Origin of the sequence: Desulfovibrio litoralis DSM 11393, from assembly GCF_900143255.1 — a bacterium.
GTDB lineage: Bacteria > Desulfobacterota > Desulfovibrionia > Desulfovibrionales > Desulfovibrionaceae > Frigididesulfovibrio_A > Frigididesulfovibrio_A litoralis.
In genome coordinates this window covers 99,233-125,240 of record NZ_FRDI01000004.1, presented here as the reverse complement: position 1 = coordinate 125,240, position 26,008 = coordinate 99,233, and the positions used below count along the sequence as shown (strand labels likewise).

Sequence of the window (26,008 nt, the reverse complement as noted above, 5' to 3'; positions counted from 1 at the left end):
TATGAAATTGAAAAATGGCTTGTCAAAGATTATACTTATTGTAACAGCGTTAGCGATATTAGGCGTAAGCTCTTTTGCTTTTGCACAAAATATGACAAATGCAACGGCAACACCGACAACACAATCAAGCTCGGCAACACCGACTAAAAACGACAGCTTAAGTAAGCTCGAAAAAGCAATTAAAGCAACTCCAACCATTCAACCCGGTGAAGCTCCAAAACCCGGTCATTTAGACCCAAGTGCCGCACCCGGATTTTTAGGTATTCCCGGTGCTCCCAATATACCTCTTTACTTAGCATTTTTATGGGCCGTTTGGGTAGGTTGGATTTTCTCAACCGTTGGTGCGTTCGGTGGAGTTATGGCAAGCGTTGGACACATGGCTATTTTTGGGTTTGGAGCTTATGCTAGTTCTTTCAAAACAACCTCTCCTGCTCTTAATAAAGTTATTACTGACTCTATCCGTGTTTCCAACCAATGTTTGGTAGGAACCTCAGCCGCCTTTTCTTCTTTTAACTATTGGCGTATGGGAAGAGTTGTTGTTCCTCTTGCCTTAGCTTTAGGTGCCGGTTCTATTTTTGGTTCTTGGCTTGTTCCTACTTTAACAGCAGGCAAAATAAGCTTTAAAGAATATTCCGGTTACTTCGGTCTCTTCGTTCTGTTCTTAGGTTGTTATCTGTTCTGGGAAACAACTCCCGCCGGACAAGCAACCAAGAAAAAAGCCAAAGCAGCCACCGAAGCTTTTGAAAAAATGTCAAAAGCTTGCACTCAATCAGGTGAAAGCGTTATGACTGGCGTTAAAATTAACTCTATTAGCCTCGCTAAAGTAAATTTCAACTTCTGCGGTGTTGATTTTTCTTTTAACCCTGTATTAATTGCTTTAGGCGGTTTTGTTATCGCTTCTATGGCTTCATTTTTAGGCGTTGGTGGCGGATTTTTATTGGTTCCTTTCTTAACCAGTGTTACCCAGCTTCCAATGTATCTTGCCGCAGGAACTTCCGCCCTCGCAGTATTAATCGGTATGATTACCTCTATTTCTACCTTCCTGACAGCAGGAACACCGATAGATTGGAACTTAATCGGTGTTGAACTTGTTGGTATCATTATCGGTTCTTATGTAGGACCTAAAACTTCAAAGTATCTTTCTGATAAATGGATGAAGAGAATCTTTATTGTCTTAGCTCTTTATGTTGGTATCAAGTATACCACAGAAGGTTTATTCGGAATTAAGATATTACCATAAAAGAATAATATTATAAAACAAACTAAGCCCTTGTACAACACATTCTGTGTACAGGGGCTTTTATTTACAATCATTTTAAACACAAAACAAAGAGTTCTTAATTATATCATAAAATTTCATACAGCGTAGCAATACAATCAAACTGGTCTTTATCTACCCCTGATCGTTTTAAATATCTCGCCTGCATTCCAAGTTTTTTTGGCATATTGTAATCATTTTCCAACGAGTCGCCAACCATCAAACAGTCATTAAACCCTAACCCCAACTTTTCACAAGCGTAAGCATAAATACCCTCTTCCGGCTTTCTATAACCTGTAGTAAAAGACCACGCACAAACATCAGGCTGAAACGGAAGCAACTTTAATAAAGGGGCTGCATAAGGCGTAGCAAGATTAGAAACAATGCCCCATTTTAAATTCCGCTCTTTAATAGATTGAAGCACAGGATAAAGACACATCGAAGTTATTTCCGTTTGAACTCCTGCCTGTATTTTTTTAAGCTCTTCAGCAGAACAGCCCGCCTCAATAGCCAATTCTGTCTCGGAAATATCTTTGGTCATAAGCGTTTGATAAGCGGCGGCAACACCTAAACTCCACGCTCTAATAATCGGCTTATAAGGGTTTTGTTTATTACGAATCTCACAAAGCGTACCGAACGCATCAAATAATATTGCTTTTATCAAACATATCTCCTTATAAAAAAACAATAAAATAAAACTTTTAACTATAAATAAAAATAGTGTTGGTTGTTATAATTATGAGGCTTTTTGTTGTAATCTTTTCTCACGTTCCTCAAGTAATTTAGTGTTATCAAACCCACCCCAAGGAATTTTATACGGTATTCTCTTCATATATTGCCAACCATTAGGCAATGGAGCATCTTTATTTTCTTCCCAGAGTAAGGCTTCTATTTCGGGTGCCCAGCGATGAGTTTTTTGGAAATCTCTTACTAAAAAAGGTATTATTTTTCTCGAACGTAAACCAAAAAACTCAAAAGAAGATAAAGGAATATCTTTATATCCGTCTTCCGACCTCATAAAATGATCTATTGTTTGCCATTCTTTTAAAAGAATATTAATATCAGCAGCTTTGGAAGCATCTTTGGAACCAGTAATAACAGCGGCAAGCATCATATAGGGAAACTCGAAACTTGTTTGCCCATAATTCTCAACACACAAATATGCAGCGGTATTTTTCTCTATCACAAGCACAAAACGAGCGGAAGTAAAGGGAATAATAATCAGTTCACCTGAGCGGTCATAACAATATATTTCTTGTCGCAAACGATTAAAACAAATAGTAACAGGGCATTTTATCAATACAATCACATTGTATAAAAAGAATGCAAACGTTGACAATATAGCTATATGTCCAATGGCAAAAGCAACCAAGGAAGAAATAAAAGGCTCAAATATTCCCCAAAAGCCCACAAGATAAGCAGTAAAAGCCAATAGTTGCAACAGTAAACAAACCGGAAGTATTTCCAACAAACCTATACTCGGCTCCATATAGTTTGGCGTTACATACATCATTGGAGTCTTAGCGAGAGGAATAGCACCCTTCTCGTTTTTTTGACGCACCCACGCCCGTAAATAATCTTCTGGATCTCCTTTTCCTCCAAACGAATATCCTATTCCATAGGGTAAATCTAAAGGCGGAGGCGAAAGCACAATTAGACCGGAAGCGGTTTTATTTTTCCTAACTGTCTTATCTGGCTCAACCGGTAGATATACTCTTGTTGTTGAAATATCTTGATTGTCCAACCCTGTTTCTATGGTTTGGTGGGATTTTTTTTCGTTAGGCGTATTGCTTTGTGCTATACTCATTCTATATATCCTGTCATAAACAAGTTATTTTGTGATATTATAGTTGGAATATTGAAAAATATCAAATAGTATGCTTTTAACTATAAATTAGTTCTTAAAATTCTCAAAAATAAACTGCTACTCTAATATCATACAGAATCACAGAAGTAATATGTTTTAAACATACCCTAAAAATATAAAAAGCCGATACCTTTAAAGTGATTAAAGTTTTCTTGCAATATAAACACCATAGCTATAATAATCAGAGTATTTTTCATAAAGGGCTATTTCAGCTTTTTCACCTTCAACAATCTCTTTTGCCTGAGTGCTTTGCCCATTTCGCTCAAGAAAAGCATCAAAACCTTTCTGCATGGGTAAGTAATAATTATCTTTCCAACAATGCACAGGCAGATAAAAATAAGCTTCGAGACAATAACCATGCTGTTCAAGAATTTTGATTTTTGCCGAAGCCACATCAATTTCAGGATACTCAGCGTCCCAATGAGCTTGAAGCTCCTGTGGACGTTTAGCCGTTAACCATGTAATTTCTGAAACAATAAGCTTACCCCCGGGTTTTAAAAACCTCTTCCAATCGGCAACCCCTGCTTCAAAACCCATATTATAAATTGCTCCCTCAGAAAAGATTAGATCAAATTCCTCAGTCGCAAACGGTAGAGAATCCATAGAACAATTCAATGTTGTAATTTTTTCCGCAACCTTATGCTCCTTATGTGCCTTGGCTTGGCTTTGAAGTACCTCAAGAAACTCAGGTAAAAAGTCAACGGCAGTAATTTGGGCATTTAACTCTTTGGCAAGCAAGATAGAGGAATTCCCCGTACCACACCCAATATCAGCGATCTTCAAAGGTTTAGACTTATCAATATCGGCAAGTTTCAACATTTTCTTGGTTTCCGCCTCGCCCCCTGGTCCCTGCCTTAAATTTGATTTATGCAAATCAATCAACAGTTGCATTTGTATATCATTCATATTGACTCCTTTGTATCTACAATTACTCCACTTTTTCTTTTAGTAACAGATTCAAAACTATTGCTCAATAACAAATGAATAAGAAAAAAATCTGTAAAATGAATATTTTTTGTGATTTAAGAATCTTTATACTGCATGAAAAAGAACACAACCCAAAACTTTGCCCTTTAGCATTCATCAAATAAAAGCTTAATTGAGGTCTGTATCAATACTGTTTTGCTGATTGCCATAAATGGGTTCTGGTGTTTTATAAAAGGACTTAAATATTTTTTTAGGATAAGGTGACGGCATTGGGTCAGGAACAGACATATATAGAACTGATCCCGGATTGTTTTTTTGTATCGCAGACAACCTTTTTTTAGTATCAGCCTTATCAAAAACGACTCGTTCTGAACGAAGTTTAATATATTCATCTCCGACAAAGCCAAGGGTGGTATATTTGTATGCCAAGTCATATCCTGGTTTCATTATACAATCTATTTCAACAATCTCTAAACATTTATACTTCGTCTTCATCTTGGCGTTTTTACAGCTATCTAATAAACGCATGCCAACAATGTATTCACCATACAAAGAACAATAAGTGCCTTTTTCAGGAACCGCATAAACAGTTATATGATCCCCTGCAAGGATTTGACCATCTTTAACAAGATACCCTTGAATACCGTTAGATGTTATATCAAACGATTGAATAATTTGATCATCAAAATCTCTTAATGTCTGTGTTATCTCTCCTTTTTGGCAATCAGAAGCGAGTGCTACCGAGCAAAAAAATACACAAACAACGAGTTGAAAAAATAGCTTTGTCATGACAGATCCTCTAAAGTATAAATCCCTAAAAGTGTGTTTGGGATAAAAAACAAGGGTACATTTTTAGCTAAGAGCTTTGTTACCCTTAAAATTACCCTAAGAATCTCTTGATTGTCTAGCTTTTTATTAATATTTCTAGCTCGTTAAAAACTATTAAATTGGTGGAGACGGCGAGAATCGAACAATTCATATACGTTGCTGAATTTATTAGATGTAAAATCCAACGAGGTGAAGTTTATACCCTTTTATTAAAATTTGATTGTTTTGAGGGTAAAAAAAGCAATTTTATTCCCACTTAAAAAAATAATTCAAAAAACAATATGGTCTTAAATTGCTCTGGAGTTTTTTTATAAATAAGATATATTAATGTTTAGGGTATTGCATACAAAACTAAAGGAATCTTACGTTGACCACACAATCTAATTCTATGAAATCTTTACTAGCATATAGCAAAATTCGTGACCTTATTGTATCAGGGGATAAACTCCCAGGAACTCACCTTGTCGTTGCTGATCTCGAATCCGAACTACAACTTGGACGAGGTGCTATTCGAGAAGCTTTAATGCGCCTTGATCGCTCTGGTTTAGTAAAGAATATTCCATATAAAGGTATTGTGGTTGCTCCTCCCCCTCAACTACGAGAGATAGAACAAATATATAAGATACGTTGTGAGCTAGAATCCACATTAACATTAGAAGCAATGACCAAACTAACAAAAAAAGATTTTGATGAGTTAGAGAAGCTTTTAGAATCTTTTAAAAATCTAAACGATGTATCAGAAACATTTTTTGCACTAGATAGAAAGTTTCATTCCATTATTTATCGTGCTTCTTCTATGTCTCATTTATGTAATATTGTTGATAAAATGATGGATACTATTGAAGTCTATCTTAACCTTTACCAATATGAAAACGAAGATCAAACGATATTTGTAAACGAACATATACAAATCGTAGAGTTGTTAAAAACTAAAAACACCAAACAACTTATACCTCTTATACAAAATAACATTATGGGCGGTTTAAAGTTAGTTAATAATGCCTATGGTAAAATCATACATAATCAATCATAATACATTATTACTTAGTTGTTTTTCTCTTCTTTGATAATCTCAATAACACGCATTGCTAATATTTGTGAGGCATCTACAAAAGGGCTTTTAAACGTACTTGCAATTACACTGAGTTCTGTGCATGCAATTATACATAAATTCGCATCTTTTGTTATTAGATGATCAACAATTACTTGTAATTCTTGTTGTTGTTCTTCTCCACACAAACCTTTTTTAATATCTTTTATTAATGATAATAATCTATTCTGGAATATTTTGTCAGGAAAGATTATGTTTTTGTGATACGGTTCAAAACATTTTTCGTACATTTTAGTTTTTTGTACTGCGTTAGAGGCTAAAATTCCTATGTTTGTTACCTCAGGAAAATGTTTAACAACATAATTGGTTGTTAAATCTAAAATGTTTAAAACAGGTATATTTACGGAATTTTTTACATAATCATAATAATAATGGGCTGTGTTACAAGGTATTACTAAAAAACTTGCACCCCATTTTTCTAATCTTTGTGCCATATCTGCCATACAAGGACCAGGGTTTTCACCATCACCGTCGATAAGAGCCTTCATTCTTGAAGGTACTTTAGGATTATTATCCACAACACAGCGGATATGGTCGCTATCATCTTTAGCAGGCACTAATTTAATTAAGCGCTGCATGAAGTCAACAGTTGCCTCAGGGCCCATACCACCTAAAATGCCAACTATTTTTTCTGGTTTATTCATAGCAACTTACTCTAAAGTATAAAGTGTGTTTTTAATATTCTTTTGTTAAAATTAGTTTAATCGCTTTTAATCATTTTATCTAAAAGTGTTTTAAGTCTTTAATTTAAAGCTGATTATTAATTACTAAAAAGGATAGCACACAAACATGCACTACCCTTTTTAGTTTTTATAGCAGAGAGTCTAAATAAGCGTATAGCACCGGTGAACCACCTGTGTGTAAAAACAATATACTAGAACCTTCTTTAAAATGCCCTTTGCGTACTAAGTCTATAAGCCCTGCTGCTGCCTTGCCTGAATACACAGGGTCGAGTAAAATAGCTTCGTGTTTAGAAAAAAGTTTTACTGCCTCAACCATGCCGTCATTTGGTAAGGAATAACCTGGTGCGAAATAATCTGCAAAACACTCAATATTGCCCTTGGGTAATTCTGTTTTTAGGTTTAATAACTTCGCGGTAGCATTAGCTAAATTATAAACAATGTCTTCCTGTACATCTTTTGGTCTTGATACGTTTATACCTATAACTGGAATATTTCCGTTTTCACCAAACATACCAACAACGGTACCAGCGTGAGTTCCTGCTGAACCAGAAGGTACAACATAACTGTCTATTTTTAACTGCATAGAATTAAGCTGTTGTAAAATTTCAGAAACAGAAGCGACATAGCCCAAGGCTCCTACAGGGTTAGAGGCTCCACCAGGCACTATATATGGCTTTTTACCTTGTTTTTTTAAGTCTTCGGCGGTCTTTTCCATTTCTGCCATCATATTAGAACCACCAGGCACAACACGAATGCTTTTTACTCCTAATAGATGAAATAACAAGTTATTCCCTGATGCATTAGGCTTATAAGAACCCTTTACACGTTCTTCTAATATAAGATGACACTCTAAGTTTTCTTTTGCAGCCCAAGATGCTGTTAAACGTGCATGGTTTGATTGAACAGCTCCACAAGTAATAATAGTATCAGCACCAAGAGACAAAGCTTCACCAAAAGAGAATTCTAGTTTACGAGTTTTGTTCCCTCCTGCGGCTCCTGGTAAAAGGTCATCTCGTTTAATATAAAGGTTTACTCTACCTCCTAATGCCTTAGATAAATTAGGCATAGCTTCTAACGGAGTAGCACCTTGTAAGAATTGTTTACGAGGAAAATTTGTAAAGTTCATGGAATATTCCTTTTAAATAGTGGTTTAAAATTTTATAGTTGGGAATAAAACTAATCATCAATCGCCCATTAAATAAATAGCCTGTTAAGTAAATAGCCTGTTTAAAGGTTAATACGTTGTATGTAATATCTCTTGTAACTTACCCATGATTTTTAGCATATTGTCAACATTTTTTTATCGCCTACAAAGTCATACATCGTATGTCAAAAATTTTTTTGAGCTATTTATCCTTTTTGCTTAAAAAATTATTTCAATAAGTATTTGATACTAAGACTATTTAACTAAAGATTTCATCTGATAAATTTTTAATTATGGTCGCTACACACTTACAATCATCGAGACTAAAGGTTAAAGGTAAGCGAAAATCACATAGTTTAGATAAAATATTGTCAGTATTTGTTAGATTAAAATTAGTTATAAGATATTGCCACGTTTTATAAGACGAAGTAAAACCAGCTGGCTTTTTTTCTCCAAACCATTTTATAACAAGTCCTGATTGATTAGCCGCAGCTAAAAATTCTCTAATTTTGTCTTCACTCTGATTTTCAATGCTAAACTGAAAAGAACTAGCGACAAAGCCTTCTTTAGAATGCCTTTTGGGACAACAAAGGTGCTTCGCTGTTCTTAATATAGTTTCGACTACAGCATAACGCTCATTCCAACGCTGACACTGAGTATCAAGCGTCTTTAATTGCACTCTTAATATAGCCGCCCTTAAGTTATCCATTCTTAAACTAAAGTTTGGAGTTTCTAGTTTAAATTCATCAAAAACACTTAGTTCAGGCCTTGAAACATGTTTGTCATACAACATATAAGAGCCAGAATATAATATTGCTTTAGATATAACTTTTGGATCATCAGTAACCAATAAACCGCCTTCACCAGAGTTTAAGTGCTTATAGGTTTGAGTGCTAAAACAAGAAACTATACCAAAACTGCCACTTTTTTTCCCATTCCAAGTTGCACCCATAGTATGAGCACAATCTTCAATAACTTTTACATTAAGCCTAGTACAAATTTGCATAAGTTTATCCATATCTACAATATGTCCACGCATATGGGACAACAGCAAAAACTTAGCTTTTGTTTCTATTGCTTTTGTTTCTAAATCAACCAAGTCGATAGTATAATTTTCGCTTTCAATTTCTACTAAAACAACTTTAGCACCAGAATTTTCTAAAGCACCAGGGACAGGTGCTAAAGTAAATGAGTTACACAAAACAACATCTCCAACTTTTACGCCAATACTTTTTAAAGCCAGATATAAAGCACTGCCACAAGATGCACACGCTAAACAATATTTACTACCCATATAAGAGGCAAATTCTACTTCTAATTTGGCGGTTTCTCCTACTTCATTTTCTCCATTGTTATATCTAAACAGCCTACCACTTTTTAAAACCTTTAGAGCCGCATCAATCGCTTCTTGTGAAATATCTTCTTGTTGGTTAAAGTTTTTTTTAAAGACTTGATTTGACATAACCATACTCCTAAAAAACAGTCTAAAGATTAGTATTTATAGGTTGGATGTTGGTAAACTGTAAAATCCCATTTTTGTTTTGGAAAAAATTTTTGTAAACGCCAATCACAAGCACGAGCGTGTCCTTCCATTCCTTCTACTCTAGATAAACGAGAGGCAGCAGCACTGATTTCAGAAGCATCTTTAGTGTTTATCTCTTGGTATGTATATATTTTAAGAAACTTATGAACATTTAAACCACCGCTGTAATAACCAGCTTTTTTTGTTGGTAAAATATGGTTTGTTCCCGAACATTTGTCGCCTTGTGCTACTGTGCTACCTTCTCCTAAGAATAAAGAGCCGTATGAGTGTAAGTTTTTAATCCACCAATCCAAGTCTTTTGCTATTACTTGAATATGTTCTGGTGCATACATATCATTAACTTTACACAACTCTTCTCTTGATTCACAAACAAGTATTTCTCCGTAATCTCTCCAAGCTGCACCAGGCACTTCTGGGTCTGGCATATCGGCAATAATTTGAGGCACTAATCTGTTTACTTTTTCTGCTAATTCTTTACTATCTGTAAAAAGCCAAACAGGCGAGTTAGAGCCATGTTCTGCCTGAGACACAAGGTCAATAGCTATGGTCATAGGATCAGCACTATCATCAGCAATAATACCTGACTCTGTAGGACCAGCAAAAACGTCTATGGTGCATTTACCTGTGCCACATAAATAGGCTTTAGCCTCAGCAACATAAGCATTTCCTGGACCGACGATAATATTTGCCTTTTTACCAGTAAATAATCCATATGCCATAGTTGCAATAGCCTGCATTCCGCCCATTTCAAGAATAATATCCGCCCCAGCAAGATCCATCGCATAACAAGTAGCGGCATCAATACTTGTTCCTCTTGGTGGAGTAGCAGCAACAACTGTTTTAACCCCTGCCATTTTAGCTGTTGCTACACTCATAATAGCAGAACAAACATGAGCAAAACGCCCACCAGGAACATAACAACCAGCAACATCCATAGGAATAATGCGTTGTCCTAAACGTACCCCAGCAGAGGATGTATATTCGATTTCTTTTATGCTGTTGCGTTGTGCCTTTGCAAAAGAAGAAACTTGTTCATAAGAAAAATTAATATCATCTTTTACAGATTGAGGAACAGAGGCTATTAGGCGTGCTTTTTTTTCATCAGAAAGAATAAAATCTTGATCCCACTTATCATATTTCATAGCCAATGCTTTAACTGCGCTTTCTCCACGCTGTTCTATATCTTTTAGTGTAGCTTCAACAATGCGTCTCGCATCACCACTATTTTCTTCAGCTGTCATTAAAGCTTTTTTTACAAAATACATAAAGTAACCTCTTTTATTCATGTAAGAAATTTAATATGTTTCAACATTGTTAAAAATATCCCAAAACATGTGTTTAAATTACTTTTAGCACCACGTTTATTCATTGTCAATATTACATGTAATATTTTATGTAATATTTTATGTGGTATTGCATAGCAAAAGCCTTGGCTGAGTTGGTTAACACTATAATATTTATTCTTTATTTTTCTATATTATTATGACTATCCTCCAATAAAAATCTTTGGAGGAATCTTAAAAAGTGATTTGTTAATACATAAAATAAATAAAATACATTATCGACTGTATCTCTCATACTAGTAAATATTGATCTACTGGATTTTATTTTTTTATCTTAACAATCGATATCATTACTAAGGAAGTAATATTATCATAAAAAATGGAAAGTTATGTTTTATTTAACTAAACATAACTTTCCAAGTATACTATCTAAACCTAAGAAACCTTAGCTTGAGCGTAATTCAGCCATAAAGCCTTTTAGCTTTTGCAATAATTCTAAGGCAATTTTTGGATTTTGATCAGCGACATTCTTTAATTGGAAAGGATCGGTTTTACGGTTATATAACTCATCTTTTGTTGGAACTTCTGAAGTTGCAGCTGGGGTACAAGTCCATTGAGCTGCTCCATCTGTAGTAGCATTCTTTTTATGACGCTCTTCAGCAAGGTTAATACCCGTCGCCTCTTCTAAAGCATCTTGAAGGTGAGCCATCATTTTACCCTTGCCACCAGTCGCTTCTAAGTGACTACCATCAATATTACCACGATAGAATTTTAAACGCATAACTTTACCATCTTCATCTGGCTGTAACCAGTGAATATATGACCAATCTTCAGTAATGATTGACCATGAATAATCAAAGTAGCCGGCAATAGCAAAATCACGCACTTTATCTACTTCACCAAAAATCAAAGGTAATAAGTTTTTACCTTGCATATCTGGGTGAATACCAATTCCAAGCCAAGCACAAACGGTTGGAGCAACGTCAACACTTTGGATAAATGAAGAAATTCTTTGTCCAGCTTTTGCTCCTGGTACTCTGATAATAGAAGGGGCGTGTGCAAGTTCTTCATAAGGCCATGGACGACATTTACGCATTAAGCCGTGTCCGTGTTCGCCGTTACCTAGAGGTTGACCATGGTCTGATACCATCCAAAGCATGGTGTTCTCATCGTAACCTAGTTTATGGATTGCTTTCATCAGGCGACCTAATTGTCTGTCGCAAACGGTAACCATTTCAGCATAAAGCATACGAATATGGTGAAGTTCTTCTTCTGTATACAAACCGTCAACTAATTCAGCACAAGGCAAGAACATATCCTTACCTTTGTAGTCAGGGTCATACATGCATGGTGTTTTAGGATCCCAAACTGATGGTGGATCCCATGGCTCATGTGGATCAAATGAGTCTATCCACATGAAAAACTGCTTACCACGATCTGCTTTTTCTAAATATTCAATAGCATTAGATATTGTTTTGAAAACATATCTGCTTTCTTCGTCACCATAATATTGGCGTTGACGTAGGTAGTTGTTGATTTCATCTCTAACTGCGTTTTCCATAACTTTAGTACCATATTTCTCACAATATGCATCTAAAGTATGATCTTCAACATAATCTTTCCAATCATAAAGGTTAAGGTCATCGTTCTCAAAATATGCATCATCTGCTTCGTGCCCATGAGTAAACATTACTTGGTCAAAGCTTCTGGTATAACCAAATTTTGGCAAGCGATATTGTGGGCAGTCAAAGATAAGAGCTGTATCAATTGGTCTACCCCAACAAAGATCGGCTATGGTAGTATCTTCCATATTTAATGGAACCCAACCTGAAACAGGTAATGTATATCTACCTGTTTGCATTGCACGACGACAAGGAATTGTTGGTAAACCTTCAACATAAAAGTTTTCAAACAAAGTTCCTTCTTTTGCCAAGCGATCCATCCAAGGAGTTTGGATCCAGCTGTTTCCGTATGCTCCAACATAGTTAAATTGCAATGTATCGAACATAAGAACGATAGCATTTTTAATTTCTGGTTTTTTCTTCATAAATCCTCCAAATAAGATTATATTGTACTAGTTTTCTTCCTTGCACCGAGTACAATCTTAATAATTGTAAAAACGGTTAGGATAAGAAAAAATGCTGAAAGTGGATGGGTAATTAAGACTGAAAGATCTCCTCCAGAAATAATTAAGCCTTGTCTTAGTGATTGTTCCATTTTTGGGGCTAAAATAAATGCAATAATAAATGGTGGTAAAGGTATTCCCATATAGTTTAAGAAAAAACCTAATACTCCAAATGCTAACATTACCCAAACATCAAACATGCTGAATGATAAAGCATAAGAACCAGCAACACATAAGAGTAAAACTACTGGAAAAATATAATAATTAGGTAAACACGCCAGACGCCGACAGGCATTACAGGCTATTTTTCCTACAAATAACAACATAAAGACCGAAACAAGTAGCATTCCAAATAAAGTAAAAACAAATGCTCGGTGTTCTACGAAGACAGAAGGTCCAGTGTTAATTCCATGTAACATCAGAGCACCCATTAGAATGGCTGTTACAACATCACCTGGAATACCAAGAGTAAGCATTGGCACTAATGCTCCACCACATACAGCATTATTGGCTGATTCTGCAGCAGCAACACCTTCTAGCGAGCCTTTACCAAACAATTCAGGATTCTTAGAGCGTTTTTTAGCTAAACCATAATTCATAAATGCGGCAGCAGCAGCACCTGTACCAGGTAAAGCTCCAATGCTTGCACCAATCAATGAACCGCTAAAAAATATTGGTAAAACAGACTTTACGTCTTTCCATGTTGCATGGTCATCACCAGGGTCAAGACTTTTTGGTTCTTCTTCCATACATTCATTCACACGAGCCCGTTCGGCAACCTGTTGCATTTGTTCCGCAATAGCAAATAAACCAACAATTATAGGAATAGCGTTTAAGCCAGCCTCTAACGAATCTATTCCATAAGTAAAACGGGGCAAACCTTCCACGGGGTCAAGACCTATCAAGCTCAATGCTAAGCCAAAGCCTGCACCGATTAGTCCTTTAACCATAGATTTACCAGCTAAACCAGCAATGACTGTCATTGCGAACAAAAGTAAACTAAATAACTCAATCGGTCCAAATTTTGAGGCTACGGCTGCAATAGGTTGGGCGATAACACATAAAAGAAGAATAGAAAATGCATCACCAAAAACAGAAGCATACAAAGCGATATCTAAAGCTTTTCCTGCTTTTCCTTGCTGTGCTAAGGGGTACCCATCTAAAACAGTAGCCGAAGCAGCTGGAGTTCCAGGAGTATTAATAAGAATTGCCGAAATTGATCCGCCGTATGTGCCACCTTTATATATTCCAAGCATAACACTCATACCAATAAGCGGATCAAATCCAAATGTTAAAGGAATAGCGAGCGAAATAGCAACAGGAGGACCAAGACCTGGTAAAACTCCAATAAGAGTACCAATTATTACGCCTATGAGTGCAGCTAAAAAAACCCACACATTTAAAGCATGTATTATACCTATAGAAATATCAGACATCCATTCTGTCATAAAAAATCCTTTTAATATAATAAGGTTTGAGGAAACTGAACTTCCATAAGAACGGAAAATACAAGCCACATAACAAAAGGCACAATGCAGACCATAAGACTAATAATTAGTTTATTTCTAGCACCATAAAATAGCATGAGTACTAACAAGACAAGAGCAGATGAAACAATATAACCGATATACATAATGCCCAAACAATAGAGTACTAATATAAGCAAATACAAACTAACTGCTTGAATTTGTTTAAAAGACAAATTTAAAGTATCTTCTAAAGTAAACTCATTAAGCTTTAGTTGTTTCAAGCTTGAATAAAACAAACATGTACCTAAGATAAAAAGTCCTGCCGCAATGAAATATGGAAAGGTTCTAGCACCAACAATTGTTTCATCTCGTGCCTCAATTGTAACAAAAATAGATATGGTAAAGAACAAGGCAAATAAAAGCGTTACTATAGAAAAAAATATATCGTTTTTTAATTCATTTTTTGTTTTCATATAAAATCCTGTGAAATACCTGCTAATTTCATAATAAATTATTATGAAATTAGCAGGTTATCTACTTTATTGTTTCTCAGGTTCAATAACGCCTTTTTCAACAAGCTTGTTTAACTGGGCAACTCTGTCTCTCATTAACGCATCAAGCTCGTCTCCACTAAGAAATATAGTATTAAAATGGAGTTTTTGTAGAGTATCTAGAGATGTTGGGCTATTAACCGCTTTTGTCATAGCCTCTCTAAGTACTGTTACTGACTCTTTGGGAATTTTTGAACTTGCATAAAGAGCGAAGTGATTACCCCAATTTACTTGTGGATAGCCTTTTTCTGTAAAAGTTGGTATATCTGGGAAATTTGGATTACGTTCTTTTGAATACATGGCAATGCCTTTAATGCTTGTATTATACAACATCTCTGAAATGCCTGCATCAATATGACCACTACCTACGGCTCCAACGACTTGTAAGGCACCGTCAAAAGGCACTAACCGAACATCAAGCCCATAAGCTTCGATAAGTAATGCTGCTGCAATATGGTTGATACTCAGTTTACCTGTTATGCCAATAGATACTTTACCTTTATTTTCTTTGGCATAAGCAATAAATTCTTCAAGAGTTTTAAATCTAGACTCACTTGCATTTATGCAAAGAGATAATGGACCAGTGGCATACGAACCAATTGATACCCAGTCATCAAGTCCAAAGCGAACATTTCTAAGACCAACAAGTGATACCATTGAACCTTCTGTAGTTAATAGCAAGGTATAGCCGTCAGGTTTTGCCTGTAAAGCTTTATTCGTACCAATAAGACCACCAGCACCGGCATTAGGTGATAAAACCATTGTCGCACCTAATGATTTCATCATTTCATCCATGACAGGTCTAAACGCAAGTTCAACCTGACCTCCTGGTAGCCAGGCGTTGACTACTGTAATGGTACGTTTTGGATAATCGGCTGCATTTGCAGGTAAAAGAGTACACAGAGTAACGATAAACAAAAGAAGACTTTTAAAGAACATTTTCATTTGGTAATCTCCATTTTTACTTGATACAGTTTTTTGTTATTTTTTATTATTGACTATAACTAATGACCTCTCTCCACATAACCTTTCACAAAGGTAATTACAAAAAACATGCCACTTTTTGTTTTTATCCTAATTAGCTTGTGAACAATGGTGCAATAAATATTAACACGATTAATTATTAGAACTTTTAACAAATAATCATATCAAAAATATTGCATATTATATCTATTTAGATAGAATATCTCTGCATGCAAATAAAGTTGTAATAAATATAAGACATTACATATATAATTATCACATTTTTATTAGGCAGTGTAGCCACATATAAACGATAGGGATAATTTTCACAAGCATGAGTACTCGAAGAAAAATAGTGCTATTTATGAGTTGTTTTATTCTTTGTTTTAAAAATATAAGGGGAATTTATGAAAGAGAATGTCCTGTTTGCTTTTTATGAGATATTAGATTTACTTGTTTATAATGATGATAATGGAGAAGAAAAAAGGTGGACTCAAATTGAAGGATGTATTGAACAAAACCAATTGCCAATCACACAAGTGCATATTTTTTATTTCATAGAAGATATTAAGCTTTTTGAGAAAATGCTAAAAAAACTACAGGAAAAGTATAAGCACATTCATTTTTCTTACGATGTTTTTGATTGTGACCAATATGATACAAAAAAAGTCGCACAGTTTGTTTACAAATATATATTGACATATAAATATGACACATCAAAATATAATTATTATTTTACACACCCCAAACAAGCCACTCTACGCACATTTATGTTTTATTATGGAATCAGTAGTCGTTTGGCTTGCCAGTATATGATACCATTTACTCCAATAAGTTCAGAATATCGCTCTCAACAAATTTTGCTTCGTTCTATTGATTTGAGTGTATATCGTGATATCGCCTATGAGTGTCAGCAACATACACTTTTGGGATATAATGTACTGCTTGGTGGCATTCAAAGTAAACACCCAGAAATGTTGAATATAGTATCAGAAATGGAAAACGCTGTAGCTAACAGTCGTGGGCCACTACTTTTATATGGGTCAACAGGTAGCGGTAAGACACGAATAGCTCAACAAATGGCAAAATTATTAAAAGAAAAGGGGTACGTTCAAGGTCCTTTCATTGAAGTAAACTGTGCAACGCTTAATAACGATCTTGCTGCATCACAGCTTTTTGGACACGTTAAAGGTGCATTCACAGGTGCAATTGCAAACTATAAAGGTCTTCTTGCAAGTGCTAATAACGGGGTACTATTCCTTGATGAAATATCTTTGCTTGATATGCAATGCCAAGGCATGCTCCTAAGAGCCATTGAAGACGGTATATGGTTTCCAATCGGATCAGAAACACCAGTGTATGGAAATTTCTTTTTAATCTGTGCTTCAAATGTTGACCTTGTTTCCGCATCTAAACAAGGACTCTTTAGAGAAGATTTACTTGCTAGAATATCTATGTGGGAATATTCTTTACCAAGCCTTAAAGAACGATCTATTGATTTTGAAGCTTACCTTGATTATGAGTTGAATAATATATCAACTAATATTTGTTCACTTCTTCTTATGCACAAAGAAGCCAAAAAAATGTATATTGATTTCGCACGTAGTAAACAATCAGTATGGAGATATAATCTACGTGATCTGCATGCAAGCGTCCAAAGAATGGCCGCACATTCAACTGATGGGCGTATAACGGTTGATATTGTATCACGAGAGATGCAATACTTAAAATCAAATTGGATACGTTGGCAAAATACAACCACTGAAACATTTGAATTGTCTCAAAGCCTTTTAGATGAAGAAATTTACAGTAATTTAGACTATTTTGAGCTTGTCCAATTAGAAGCCGTATTACAAGAATGTAAAAAATATAAAACACTAGCTGAGGCAGGGCGAACACTATTTAATAAATCACGTCAAATAAAAAGCACACAAAACGACTCACATAGATTGCGTCTATTCCTAAAAAAATACAATATAACATGGCAAATGATACAAGATTAACAGTATGTTATATATTTAATGTACACAGCCTTATAATATTTATTTATTACACTGGTTAATATTGATCAAAAATACTGCGTAATTACTTTACATAGAACAACATGATCTACAATTAGCAACATGTTCTAATAATTCTATAAATTCTTTTTCAGAAACTGCTTTGCCAATAGTGTGCCGCCAAAACTCACCATCAATCTCAATCGCAGGAGTAGTGCCAAAAAGTTGCATCCTACTTAGCAAAGGAGGTTCACTATTCCATTGAATACGTGCTTTGATTCCCATAACTTTCAGTGCTTGTGGAAGACTTATTTGCATTTCATTTATGCGGTCAGCACTTTCGTCCCAAACAATAATTGTTTTCATAATCATTCCCTACCAAAAACATTAATTAAAATTCGTTTTACTCAAACCTATAACAAACAATCTTTTGTAAACATGCAATTTTTTATATGAACTGACTATAGTTTTCTTATTTGTTCCCATGTTATACCATGTGATCTCAAATAACTACTCAACCTTGTTGTATCGTCTGTCTTTTGCTTATGTAAGCGAGAGCTTGCAAACAGGATTCTCCCTACTTCACTTTTTGACATAGCTTTCTTACATATTGCTAATACCCCCTCTAAGCAGAATTTATCAAAAAGGTCAATATCTTTAATCTTACTTCCCAAAAGTGAATGTAGAATTGGAAATTTATCATTTGTTCTACTTTCTTTATTTACTTTAAAAGACTGTAACTCTTTAATTTCATCTTCTACAACATCTATAGTAATATGCCCTGCTGTCGAAAAGGTTGCCATACGCTCTATAGAAGCACTTAAGGATCTCATATTGCCTTCCCATTGAGCGTCTTCGGATAATGCAAAGGCTAAATATTTTTTAAGTGCCATTGGTAAAAATTTTACGGCTCTTGTTGTCTTTAGTGTATATTGCTCTAATTCATAAGCAATATTACTTGGAATATCATCTTTTCTTTCACGTAATGGCGGAAGTTCAAAACGCCATAACCCTATACGAGCAAGTAAATCATAACGAAAATTCCCTTTAGCAACCTCTGAATCTATATCTTTATTTGTACCACAAATTATTTGAAAATTGCTTGAAACTTCAGTATCTGCACCCAAAGGAAAAAAACGCTTTTCTTCAAGTGCTTTTAAAAACATAGCTTGTTCAGAAACAGGAATCTCTGTTACCTCATCTAAAAACACTAAACCATTGTGTGCTACTTTTAATAATCCACTCCTTGCACCTGCTGCACCTGTAAAAGCTCCTTTGGTATGTCCAAATAAAGTGGATATTAAGCCCTCACCTTTGAGTGTGCTACAGTTCACTTCAACGTAGTTTCCTGTTAAAACACCTGCTTTTCGTTTTAATTCGTATATTTGTTTTGCTAGTTTTGTTTTTCCAACACCAGGCTCTCCATATAATAAAATAGGAGAGGTAGAATTCAACGCAACCTTTTCTATTTTATTCATTATTCCATTATACAGCTTATTTTTTGTTTGAATATTAAAACGCAAAAAATCTAAGTTAGAAAGACTTTCCATTTTCATTTTGCGTATAGCCAAAAGATAATCAGCAAATTTTAAATCAAAAGGTGAAAAGCTAAACGATGATTTATCTAAGTTATCAGAAGTGATATTTTGCTGAATAATCTTACAGTTTATCCTAAGATAATTCAATGTATGAACAATTGCTATTGTGTTTATTGTTCCTTTATATTGAGGTAAATATAAAAAATAATCATATTTTTGATAATCAAAAGGAAAAGCATTATAAAAATTATAAAAAGTTGTATAAACCTGCCAAAAGTTATCTTGATGTATATCTTCTTTATATGATGGGCCTTCATCTAACTTTATTTCAATTTCTGGATATTGTTCAGACATTTCCTTTGCAGTTTTATCAGCAATTTTTTTCTGACCCTGTAAATATAATATATGTATAATATCTACCGCAACATCACCAGAAACACAGGTATCAATAACAGACTTAACACATTCAAATAACACACTTTCACTGGTATCATTACAATCTGGAGAGGCGTGAAAAATCACATATTGTTTTTTCATATGGGTATCCTAAAATATTATGATATTCCAGAAGATATCGCAATTACTCTAAAAACACAAGTGTAACCTCTTGATTACATAGTAAATTAATTAAATATTTCTTTATTATATTCATAAAAACGACACAAACACATAAGATAACTACACCGTATATATAATCATAGCCTAATATTTCATAGTTATAACATATATTATCATGATTTTCCTTTTTTTATAGGATAGATATAAAGCATAATAAGCACAAAAAAAGATAAGTTTTTTATTATGCGTTATATTTAAAATAGTTATCTAACATTTTCAACTCGCGATGTCTGGCATGTTTTATGCTATATCATTTATGAATTGTTAGAATTAAAAAATTTATGATTCTTAGGATAAAGGATAATATGCAAACTATACTTAAAAACGGCAACATTGTAACGGCAAACAATATATACAAAGCCGATATTTTACTTGAAAATGGTCTGATTGCTGCAATAAGTGATAATATAGAGAAAGCAGGCTCAAAAGTAATTGATGTACAAAATACATATATATTACCAGGAGGGGTTGATCTACACACTCAGCTTTCTTTAGATTCTCACGGAAGATTTTCTGCGAATGCATTTAAACAAAATTCCATAGCGGCTTTATATGGTGGCATAACTACAGTTGTTGAAGAAATAACACCATTACCAAACAACCTAGACTATCTAAATTACTACCAAGATGCTTTAGAAAATAATTCTTTTATTGATTATTCTTTTCACCAAAACTGTAATACCCCACTATCCAAAGACAATCTTAACGACCTAATTTCCCAAACTTTAAACGGATTTCCATCATGCGTCTTATCGACTTTTGGTGAAAGACACATGAGCGACGAGAATATAACAACTGTCCTGCGTGAACATTCGTGTTATGGTGGCACTGCATTTATACAGTGCGAGAGCAACGCTTCGTCTATCCTTCTTGAAGAATTGCATACTTTGAAACAAAAAACTGCTCCATATAGTCTTTCCACTGCTCACCCCTATTGGAGTGAAAAAGAAAGTTTTGACAGAATGTGTAACCTATCAAGAGCTGGTGGAATGGCATTTTGTGTTGACCACATTTCTTCTAAAGAGGTTGTTAACGCCTTATATAAACAAATAGGAGAAGGCCTACCCGTTACAATTACCACTTCTCCCCTGCATTTAATTTTTACAGACAGAAAGTATCAAAGTCATGAACTAAATGATAGAGAATGTTATAAATACATTGCACTACCACCTCTTAGAAAAAAAGAAGATATGAATGCCCTCTGGAAGGGTATAAGTGACGGTATTATTCATTTTATAACAACTCGTCATAATAGCACTCACCTTGAACATAAATTAAACATATCATCAGGTAACGTTTTTAAATGCCCTCTTGGAACACCCGGTATTGAATTACGCTTGCCAATTTTGTTTACCGAAGGTGTCGTTAATAAGAAAATCAGCATGATGAAGCTTGCAGAAATTACGGCTAGTCATGTTACACGTATCGCTGGATTGAGAAATAAAGGTCGAATTGAAGTTGGCACCGATGCCGATCTTGTAATTCTTAATCCAAATATTAAAAAAGAAATAAAGTTAGACCAGTTACACGAAAACTGTGATTATTCACCGTATGAAGGTCTAACATTACAAGGATTTCCACAACATGTTTTCTTACGAGGATCACATGTAATAAATGATTATGAATTTTGTGCACAAGAAACAACAGGAAAATTAACTTTTAGAAAAGCAGTCGCTGTACGATAAAAAAGGAGTATAATTATGTTAGAAGGTATTGAAAGTCTTACACAAGCAAATGTTGACGAATTTATTGCCAACAACAACGGTATTATCATCTTTCACAAAACCCTCTGCCCTCACTGTAAAGTGATGGGGGTAGTATTAGGAAAAGTTCACGCACAAAATAGCTCTATAAAAATTGCTGCTATTGATACAGAAGAAGAAAGTGCTTTGATGGAAAAATTTGGCGTTGAGCGTGTTCCCACCTTAGTAGTCTTTAAAAATGGTGAGAAAAAAGCAAGTAACTCAGGTATTATGAACCCTAAAGAAACAATTGCTTTCTTTGCAAAGGCATAGAGGTTTTTATGAATACAAGTAACTTGCTTATTATAGGTGGTGGCATTACAGGTATGACTGCTGCAATATACGCCGCAAGAGCCAATCTTAGTGTTACCATTCTGGAAAAGGAAGTATGTGGTGGTTTGGTCAATTGGACACATACTGTTGAAAATATGCCCTCTTATAAATCTATTCACGGTATTGAACTTATGGAAAAATCCCGTGCCCATGTTGAATCTTTAGGTGTCAATATTGTTGAAGTAGATGAAGTTGAAAGCGTAGATTTTACACAAGATTTTAAAAGTGCTACGACTACAATGGGCGATGTTTATGCCGCAAAAGCCGTAATAGTTGCAACGGGAAGAAAGCCAAATCCTTTCCCATTAGAAACTGATTTTCCTAATATACACTATTGTGCAATCTGTGATGGATCAGCATATAAGAATAAAGATGTTATTATACTCGGCGGTGGCAATGCAGGTTTTGACGAAAGCTTATTCCTTCTTCAATTAGGCATAAAGTCCATTCATATTGTTGAAGCTTTTCCACAATGTGTCGCAGCTAAATCAACACAAGAAGCAGCCCTTGAAACAGGCAAAGTAAAAGTGAGTACCAACACTAAAATTATCCAAGTCGAAGATTTAGGGAAAGGTAAAGCAAAAGTATATTTTGAAAACTCTCAAAACAACAAAGTTTTTACAGAAATAATTGATGCGATTTTTGTCTTTATCGGTCAAAAACCTTTGACTCAAGTTTTTGAAGGAATTTTAGAGATGGATAAAGGCTATATAATAACCAATCAAGACATGCACACAAACATCAAAGGTGTCTTTGCCGCTGGAGATGTCATTGTAAAAAAATATAGACAGATAACAACAGCTATGAGTGACGGCACAATTGCAGCTTTAGAAGCAGAAAAATTTATTCGTTCTATCGAATAAAAAGCATTTGCTGAAAAAACACTATGCTAACATCACTCTGTTTTTTAGGAGTTTTAAAACAATGCTGCCCTGTTAACAAAAAGGACAGCATTGTTTTAGATTTGACAAGTAGAATATATCACAATAACTCAATATCATAACATAATTTTTTATTATTTTTTTGAATCTTATTACGGCATCAAGCTTATTTGATAAAACAACATTAATTTGAAAATATTATTTAAAAAAAAAATTACAGCTAACAAATAATTTATATTGGACACTAATATGCAATATACCATAGAAGAAATAACTTCTTTAGAACGAAAAATACTCGTACAATTAAACAAAGATGATGTAAATAAGGCACTTGATGAAGTCATTTCAGAATTTGCAAAAAATATAGAGGTTAAAGGTTTTAAAAAAGGTAAAGCCCCTCATGATAGAATAGAAACTGAATATTCTGAAAAAATACAAAAAGAAGCTACAGATAAAGCCGTAGATGATGCAGTACAAAAAATCTTTCAGGAAACAAAAATTAACCCTTTATCACAAGTACGATTTGACTATCAAGAAGGTGAACAAACTCTTATACGTAACAATAGTTTTAAGTTTACTTTTTATTTCGAAATTCTTCCGAATGTCCCTTTGCCAGAATTAGACAAGTTAACAATAAAAGTATTCGAGCCTAACATTACCCCTAAAGATGTTTACAACGTAACACGCCGTTTTTGCAAAGGAAAAATACAACTAACAGAGATTAAAGAATTGAGAACTCCGCAGGCAAGTGAAATATGTATTATTGATTTTGAATCTTTGTATCAAAACAAACCCGTTCCAGGAATGCAGGGGAAAAACTACTATCTAAAATTAGAAGAAGGAAATAACACTGAGTTAAATAAAATAACCTTTCAGTTAAAGAACGGTGAAGAAAAAATTTCACAAATAGTTGTACCTCAAGACTATTCTTATCCTTTAGTACGCGGAAAAGAGGTTTCTTTAAAGGTAAAATTGAAACAAATTTATAAAGAGACTCTTCCTGAAATGACAGAGGAGCTTGCTATATCACTCGGATTTAAAAATCTGAAAGATTTCGAGAGAACAGTCTTAAGTCAAGCAATGAATATTCATGCACAAAAAGTCAAACTCGAAGGACAACAGAAACTTCTAAACGAGCTAATTGAACCCCTAAAAATAGAACTCCCTATAAGTCTTTTGGCATTTTATAAAAGTGAATATTTACAAGAAGTTAAAGAAAGATTAAAAATATGTGGACACAACTCTAATGAAATAAGTGTGATCCTAAAAGATCTAAGTCAATTTGCAGAAGAAGAGGCAATAAAAAATACTAAAATTCATATATTTTTACTCTCTCTTGCTATTCGAGAAAATTTAAGTATTTCTGAAGATGAGCTTAATAAACATATTAATCAACTTGCTATAAAAAATAAACAATCCCCGGATGAACTTTACAAATTTATGCAAGAAAATAATATAATTCAGAAAATAGAAGATCGTCTATTAACTGATAAAGCTATGGAACTTTTATATAACAAAACTAAAAAAATCATGATAGATAAAGATGGAAAAGATATTAGAGTTGATAAGTAAATTGAAATAGTTATGTCTTAACTATAAACAAAGAAAAGTAATAAACGAATTGCCTTTTAAGGTCTGTTATACGCATACTCAAAAACTGATTTAACAATGATACATATGCGTTGAGCTGTTTCTCTACTTCCTCTGTTAATAACATCAAAAGCTGCATGAATTTGGCTTATTGTTATGTCAGTAATTTTCGTCATGATTCGACTGCTATACTAGTTTAGGGCATAGGTATAAACTTTTTTGTATGGGTATAAACTTCATAAATGTTTATACCCTCTTTTCGTGGAAAGTCTAGTTCTTTAACGAACGCTACTGAAAAATAAAAACCCAGAAATCCTTGTTTATCAAGTCTTTCTGGGTTTTACTGGTCTTCTTGAAACTTAGTGATGGTGGAGACGGCGAGAATCGAACTCGCGTCCGAGAAAGCTCCACTCAGAACGTCTACAGGTTTAGTCTAGACTTAGTGGTCATCGCCTCAAGGTTTGTCTCTAAACAAACGCCTTGACGCCAGCTTTAGATTGTTTTTACTCATCTTCCCTCCCAAAAGCTAAAGGGAAAATCAGCCTGATAAAGTGTCCACTTTTGCGATTATCAGACATCGTCGCATCGGTGGGCTGCTTAATTAAGCAGCTAGTGCGTAATTGTTATTTTCTGCAATTACATTGTTGCCGCTTTTTACGAGGCCAGCGGCGCCTCGACCTGCAATTCTGGTTTTACAACCCCGTCGAAACCAGTGCGTCCCCATGAATTAAAAACACTGTTAAATAATAACTGTTGAATAATACACAATATAAGACGTTAAACCCAAAAGACAAGTATCTTTTCAATAAAAATAATTACAACACTCTTCTTTGCGTTCTTTTTTCATCATTTTATACCCTGCTGATACAGAATATAAAATATTCTAAGACACAAAAACAACTAATTTTACAGAAAGTTACTTATTTTTCTTATTCGTGTTTTGAGGTTATTATTAAATAAAAAAGCCTAAAAGATTTTCTTTTAGACTTAAAGAATAAACTTATAACTGGTAGCCGGGGAGAGATTCGAACTCTCAAGTCCAAGGACACTGCATTTTGAGTGCAGCGCGTTTACCATTTCGCCACCCGGCCAGAATAAAAAAGTTCATCAGAACGTTTGAACTTATAAACAAAATAACTGACTTTAGTCAAGTTAAAATTATCCAGTTTTCAAAATAAATTAGACTAATAAAAAATACTTTTATTATAAGTCATCAAAGACGCCCCAAAAAACTTAATTTCGTGGCAGCAAAATAAATACAAGAAATCAGTTAATTTTCACCAATAAACCTAGTATTATATTTGCCGTTAAAAGAGGCTAAAGTGCGTACCCACTTTTGATGCCGTTAGGCATCAACTAATGTATTTGCGTCAGTGGGGTTAAGGGGCGACCAGCCCCTTATGTGGGGTTTGGAAAGGGTTTCACACAAAACCCTTTCCCCTGCCGGAGGCGACCAATAAAATAAATTTCGTGGGAGTATAGGGGTTTAAATAGATTATAATAAAAATGTAATTTTATTATAAGTATATGAGGCGACCGAAATAACGTCAATTT

Annotated in this window: 22 protein-coding genes, 1 tRNA gene and 1 other RNA gene; 7 read left to right on the top strand and 17 right to left on the bottom strand. The window is 34.5% G+C overall.

What is annotated here, in order from left to right:
• The first annotated feature begins 1 nt into the window (after window position 1).
• A complete protein-coding gene (locus tag BT999_RS05390; protein ID WP_245790990.1) occupies window positions 2-1,240 on the top strand; it encodes a TSUP family transporter in 1,239 nt (412 codons plus the stop codon).
• Window positions 1,241-1,346: 106 nt separating this feature from the next.
• On the opposite strand, the gene BT999_RS05385 is transcribed toward BT999_RS05390, so the two are convergent.
• The 4 genes from BT999_RS05385 to BT999_RS05370 form a co-directional block, all read right to left on the bottom strand.
• Window positions 1,347-1,922 (bottom strand): HAD family hydrolase, encoded by a 576-nt coding sequence (locus tag BT999_RS05385; protein ID WP_178139320.1) that lies wholly within the window; start codon window positions 1,920-1,922, stop codon window positions 1,347-1,349.
• Between the two features lie 72 nt (window positions 1,923-1,994).
• Window positions 1,995-3,065, bottom strand: a complete 1,071-nt coding sequence (locus BT999_RS05380) for a hypothetical protein (RefSeq protein WP_072696753.1) — start codon at window positions 3,063-3,065, stop codon at window positions 1,995-1,997.
• A 201-nt stretch (window positions 3,066-3,266) separates the two neighbouring features.
• Complete coding sequence (locus BT999_RS05375) at window positions 3,267-4,031, bottom strand: class I SAM-dependent methyltransferase (protein ID WP_072696752.1); 765 nt, start codon at window positions 4,029-4,031, stop codon at window positions 3,267-3,269.
• 189 nt (window positions 4,032-4,220) lie between these two features.
• Window positions 4,221-4,841 (bottom strand): C1 domain-containing protein, encoded by a 621-nt coding sequence (locus BT999_RS05370; protein WP_072696751.1) that lies wholly within the window; start codon window positions 4,839-4,841, stop codon window positions 4,221-4,223.
• A gap of 406 nt (window positions 4,842-5,247) precedes the next feature.
• Between BT999_RS05370 and BT999_RS05365 the strand changes: the two genes are divergently transcribed.
• Entirely contained in the window at window positions 5,248-5,913 is a 666-nt protein-coding gene (locus BT999_RS05365; protein WP_143145498.1) for a GntR family transcriptional regulator, read from the top strand.
• Between the two features lie 11 nt (window positions 5,914-5,924).
• Here the strand turns inward: BT999_RS05365 and cuyB are convergent, their stop codons facing one another.
• From cuyB to BT999_RS05325, 8 genes are all read right to left on the bottom strand, one after another.
• The gene (gene cuyB / locus BT999_RS05360; RefSeq protein ID WP_072696749.1) at window positions 5,925-6,635 is read right to left on the bottom strand and encodes a cysteate racemase; all 711 of its coding nucleotides are present in this window, start codon (window positions 6,633-6,635) and stop codon (window positions 5,925-5,927) included.
• A gap of 166 nt (window positions 6,636-6,801) precedes the next feature.
• Window positions 6,802-7,800, bottom strand: a complete 999-nt coding sequence (gene cuyA / locus BT999_RS05355) for a D-cysteate sulfo-lyase (RefSeq protein WP_072696748.1) — start codon at window positions 7,798-7,800, stop codon at window positions 6,802-6,804.
• A 277-nt stretch (window positions 7,801-8,077) separates the two neighbouring features.
• Window positions 8,078-9,280, bottom strand: a complete 1,203-nt coding sequence (locus tag BT999_RS05350) for a DegT/DnrJ/EryC1/StrS family aminotransferase (protein ID WP_072696747.1) — start codon at window positions 9,278-9,280, stop codon at window positions 8,078-8,080.
• A gap of 29 nt (window positions 9,281-9,309) precedes the next feature.
• Window positions 9,310-10,626: a histidinol dehydrogenase gene (gene hisD, locus BT999_RS05345; protein WP_072696746.1), complete on the bottom strand. Its 1,317-nt coding sequence runs from the start codon at window positions 10,624-10,626 to the stop codon at window positions 9,310-9,312.
• Window positions 10,627-11,089: 463 nt separating this feature from the next.
• Complete coding sequence (locus tag BT999_RS05340) at window positions 11,090-12,691, bottom strand: sulfatase family protein (RefSeq protein ID WP_072696745.1); 1,602 nt, start codon at window positions 12,689-12,691, stop codon at window positions 11,090-11,092.
• Window positions 12,692-12,708: 17 nt separating this feature from the next.
• Entirely contained in the window at window positions 12,709-14,217 is a 1,509-nt protein-coding gene (locus BT999_RS05335) for a tripartite tricarboxylate transporter permease (RefSeq protein WP_084650605.1), read from the bottom strand.
• Between the two features lie 11 nt (window positions 14,218-14,228).
• Window positions 14,229-14,711 (bottom strand): tripartite tricarboxylate transporter TctB family protein, encoded by a 483-nt coding sequence (locus BT999_RS05330; RefSeq protein ID WP_072696744.1) that lies wholly within the window; start codon window positions 14,709-14,711, stop codon window positions 14,229-14,231.
• A 66-nt stretch (window positions 14,712-14,777) separates the two neighbouring features.
• Window positions 14,778-15,584, bottom strand: coding sequence for a Bug family tripartite tricarboxylate transporter substrate binding protein (locus BT999_RS05325; protein WP_281246535.1), 807 nt, complete (start codon window positions 15,582-15,584; stop codon window positions 14,778-14,780).
• A gap of 575 nt (window positions 15,585-16,159) precedes the next feature.
• On the opposite strand from BT999_RS05325, the gene BT999_RS05320 reads away from it, so the two are divergent.
• Window positions 16,160-17,755 carry a sigma 54-interacting transcriptional regulator gene (locus BT999_RS05320; RefSeq protein WP_072696742.1) on the top strand — a complete coding sequence of 532 codons (1,596 nt, stop codon included), beginning with the start codon at window positions 16,160-16,162 and terminating at the stop codon, window positions 17,753-17,755.
• 87 nt (window positions 17,756-17,842) lie between these two features.
• Here the strand turns inward: BT999_RS05320 and BT999_RS05315 are convergent, their stop codons facing one another.
• A complete protein-coding gene (locus BT999_RS05315) occupies window positions 17,843-18,118 on the bottom strand; it encodes a hypothetical protein (protein WP_072696741.1) in 276 nt (91 codons plus the stop codon).
• A gap of 95 nt (window positions 18,119-18,213) precedes the next feature.
• Window positions 18,214-19,827, bottom strand: coding sequence for an RNA repair transcriptional activator RtcR family protein (locus BT999_RS05310; protein ID WP_072696740.1), 1,614 nt, complete (start codon window positions 19,825-19,827; stop codon window positions 18,214-18,216).
• 386 nt (window positions 19,828-20,213) lie between these two features.
• Between BT999_RS05310 and BT999_RS05305 the strand changes: the two genes are divergently transcribed.
• The 4 genes from BT999_RS05305 (at window position 20,214) to tig (ending at window position 24,436) form a co-directional block, all read left to right on the top strand.
• Window positions 20,214-21,593 (top strand): amidohydrolase family protein, encoded by a 1,380-nt coding sequence (locus BT999_RS05305; RefSeq protein ID WP_072696739.1) that lies wholly within the window; start codon window positions 20,214-20,216, stop codon window positions 21,591-21,593.
• Window positions 21,594-21,608: 15 nt separating this feature from the next.
• Window positions 21,609-21,923: a thioredoxin family protein gene (locus BT999_RS05300; RefSeq protein ID WP_072696738.1), complete on the top strand. Its 315-nt coding sequence runs from the start codon at window positions 21,609-21,611 to the stop codon at window positions 21,921-21,923.
• Between the two features lie 8 nt (window positions 21,924-21,931).
• The gene (locus BT999_RS05295; protein ID WP_072696737.1) at window positions 21,932-22,846 is read left to right on the top strand and encodes an NAD(P)/FAD-dependent oxidoreductase; all 915 of its coding nucleotides are present in this window, start codon (window positions 21,932-21,934) and stop codon (window positions 22,844-22,846) included.
• Between the two features lie 267 nt (window positions 22,847-23,113).
• Window positions 23,114-24,436, top strand: a complete 1,323-nt coding sequence (gene tig / locus BT999_RS05290) for a trigger factor (RefSeq protein ID WP_072696736.1) — start codon at window positions 23,114-23,116, stop codon at window positions 24,434-24,436.
• A gap of 56 nt (window positions 24,437-24,492) precedes the next feature.
• On the opposite strand, the gene BT999_RS12500 is transcribed toward tig, so the two are convergent.
• The 3 genes from BT999_RS12500 to BT999_RS05280 all read right to left on the bottom strand — a co-directional run bounded on the left by BT999_RS12500 (window position 24,493) and on the right by BT999_RS05280 (window position 25,545).
• The gene (locus tag BT999_RS12500) at window positions 24,493-24,630 is read right to left on the bottom strand and encodes a hypothetical protein (RefSeq protein ID WP_178139319.1); all 138 of its coding nucleotides are present in this window, start codon (window positions 24,628-24,630) and stop codon (window positions 24,493-24,495) included.
• Window positions 24,631-24,820: 190 nt separating this feature from the next.
• Window positions 24,821-25,176, bottom strand: a transfer-messenger RNA (tmRNA) gene (gene ssrA / locus BT999_RS05285).
• Window positions 25,177-25,461: 285 nt separating this feature from the next.
• Window positions 25,462-25,545: transfer RNA gene (locus BT999_RS05280), tRNA-Leu, on the bottom strand.
• Window positions 25,546-26,008: the final 463 nt, after the last annotated feature.

Excerpts from the sequence above, each read along its gene's own strand:
- BT999_RS05330 (WP_072696744.1), bottom strand. The coding sequence starts at position 14,711 with ATGAAAACAAAAAATGAATTAAAAAACGATATATTTTTTTCTATAGTA.
- BT999_RS05370 (WP_072696751.1), bottom strand. The coding sequence starts at position 4,841 with ATGACAAAGCTATTTTTTCAACTCGTTGTTTGTGTATTTTTTTGCTCG.
- hisD (WP_072696746.1), bottom strand. The coding sequence starts at position 10,626 with ATGTATTTTGTAAAAAAAGCTTTAATGACAGCTGAAGAAAATAGTGGT.
- cuyB (WP_072696749.1), bottom strand. The coding sequence starts at position 6,635 with ATGAATAAACCAGAAAAAATAGTTGGCATTTTAGGTGGTATGGGCCCT.
- cuyA (WP_072696748.1), bottom strand. The coding sequence starts at position 7,800 with ATGAACTTTACAAATTTTCCTCGTAAACAATTCTTACAAGGTGCTACT.
- BT999_RS05325 (WP_281246535.1), bottom strand. The coding sequence starts at position 15,584 with ATGGATGAAATGATGAAATCATTAGGTGCGACAATGGTTTTATCACCT.
- BT999_RS05335 (WP_084650605.1), bottom strand. The coding sequence starts at position 14,217 with ATGACAGAATGGATGTCTGATATTTCTATAGGTATAATACATGCTTTA.
- BT999_RS05315 (WP_072696741.1), bottom strand. The coding sequence starts at position 18,118 with ATGAAAACAATTATTGTTTGGGACGAAAGTGCTGACCGCATAAATGAA.
- BT999_RS05380 (WP_072696753.1), bottom strand. The coding sequence starts at position 3,065 with ATGAGTATAGCACAAAGCAATACGCCTAACGAAAAAAAATCCCACCAA.
- BT999_RS05375 (WP_072696752.1), bottom strand. The coding sequence starts at position 4,031 with ATGAATGATATACAAATGCAACTGTTGATTGATTTGCATAAATCAAAT.
- BT999_RS05320 (WP_072696742.1), top strand. The coding sequence starts at position 16,160 with ATGAAAGAGAATGTCCTGTTTGCTTTTTATGAGATATTAGATTTACTT.
- BT999_RS05310 (WP_072696740.1), bottom strand. The coding sequence starts at position 19,827 with ATGAAAAAACAATATGTGATTTTTCACGCCTCTCCAGATTGTAATGAT.
- BT999_RS05390 (WP_245790990.1), top strand. The coding sequence starts at position 2 with ATGAAATTGAAAAATGGCTTGTCAAAGATTATACTTATTGTAACAGCG.
- BT999_RS05350 (WP_072696747.1), bottom strand. The coding sequence starts at position 9,280 with ATGTCAAATCAAGTCTTTAAAAAAAACTTTAACCAACAAGAAGATATT.
- BT999_RS05300 (WP_072696738.1), top strand. The coding sequence starts at position 21,609 with ATGTTAGAAGGTATTGAAAGTCTTACACAAGCAAATGTTGACGAATTT.
- BT999_RS05295 (WP_072696737.1), top strand. The coding sequence starts at position 21,932 with ATGAATACAAGTAACTTGCTTATTATAGGTGGTGGCATTACAGGTATG.
- BT999_RS12500 (WP_178139319.1), bottom strand. The coding sequence starts at position 24,630 with ATGACGAAAATTACTGACATAACAATAAGCCAAATTCATGCAGCTTTT.
- tig (WP_072696736.1), top strand. The coding sequence starts at position 23,114 with ATGCAATATACCATAGAAGAAATAACTTCTTTAGAACGAAAAATACTC.
- BT999_RS05305 (WP_072696739.1), top strand. The coding sequence starts at position 20,214 with ATGCAAACTATACTTAAAAACGGCAACATTGTAACGGCAAACAATATA.
- BT999_RS05340 (WP_072696745.1), bottom strand. The coding sequence starts at position 12,691 with ATGAAGAAAAAACCAGAAATTAAAAATGCTATCGTTCTTATGTTCGAT.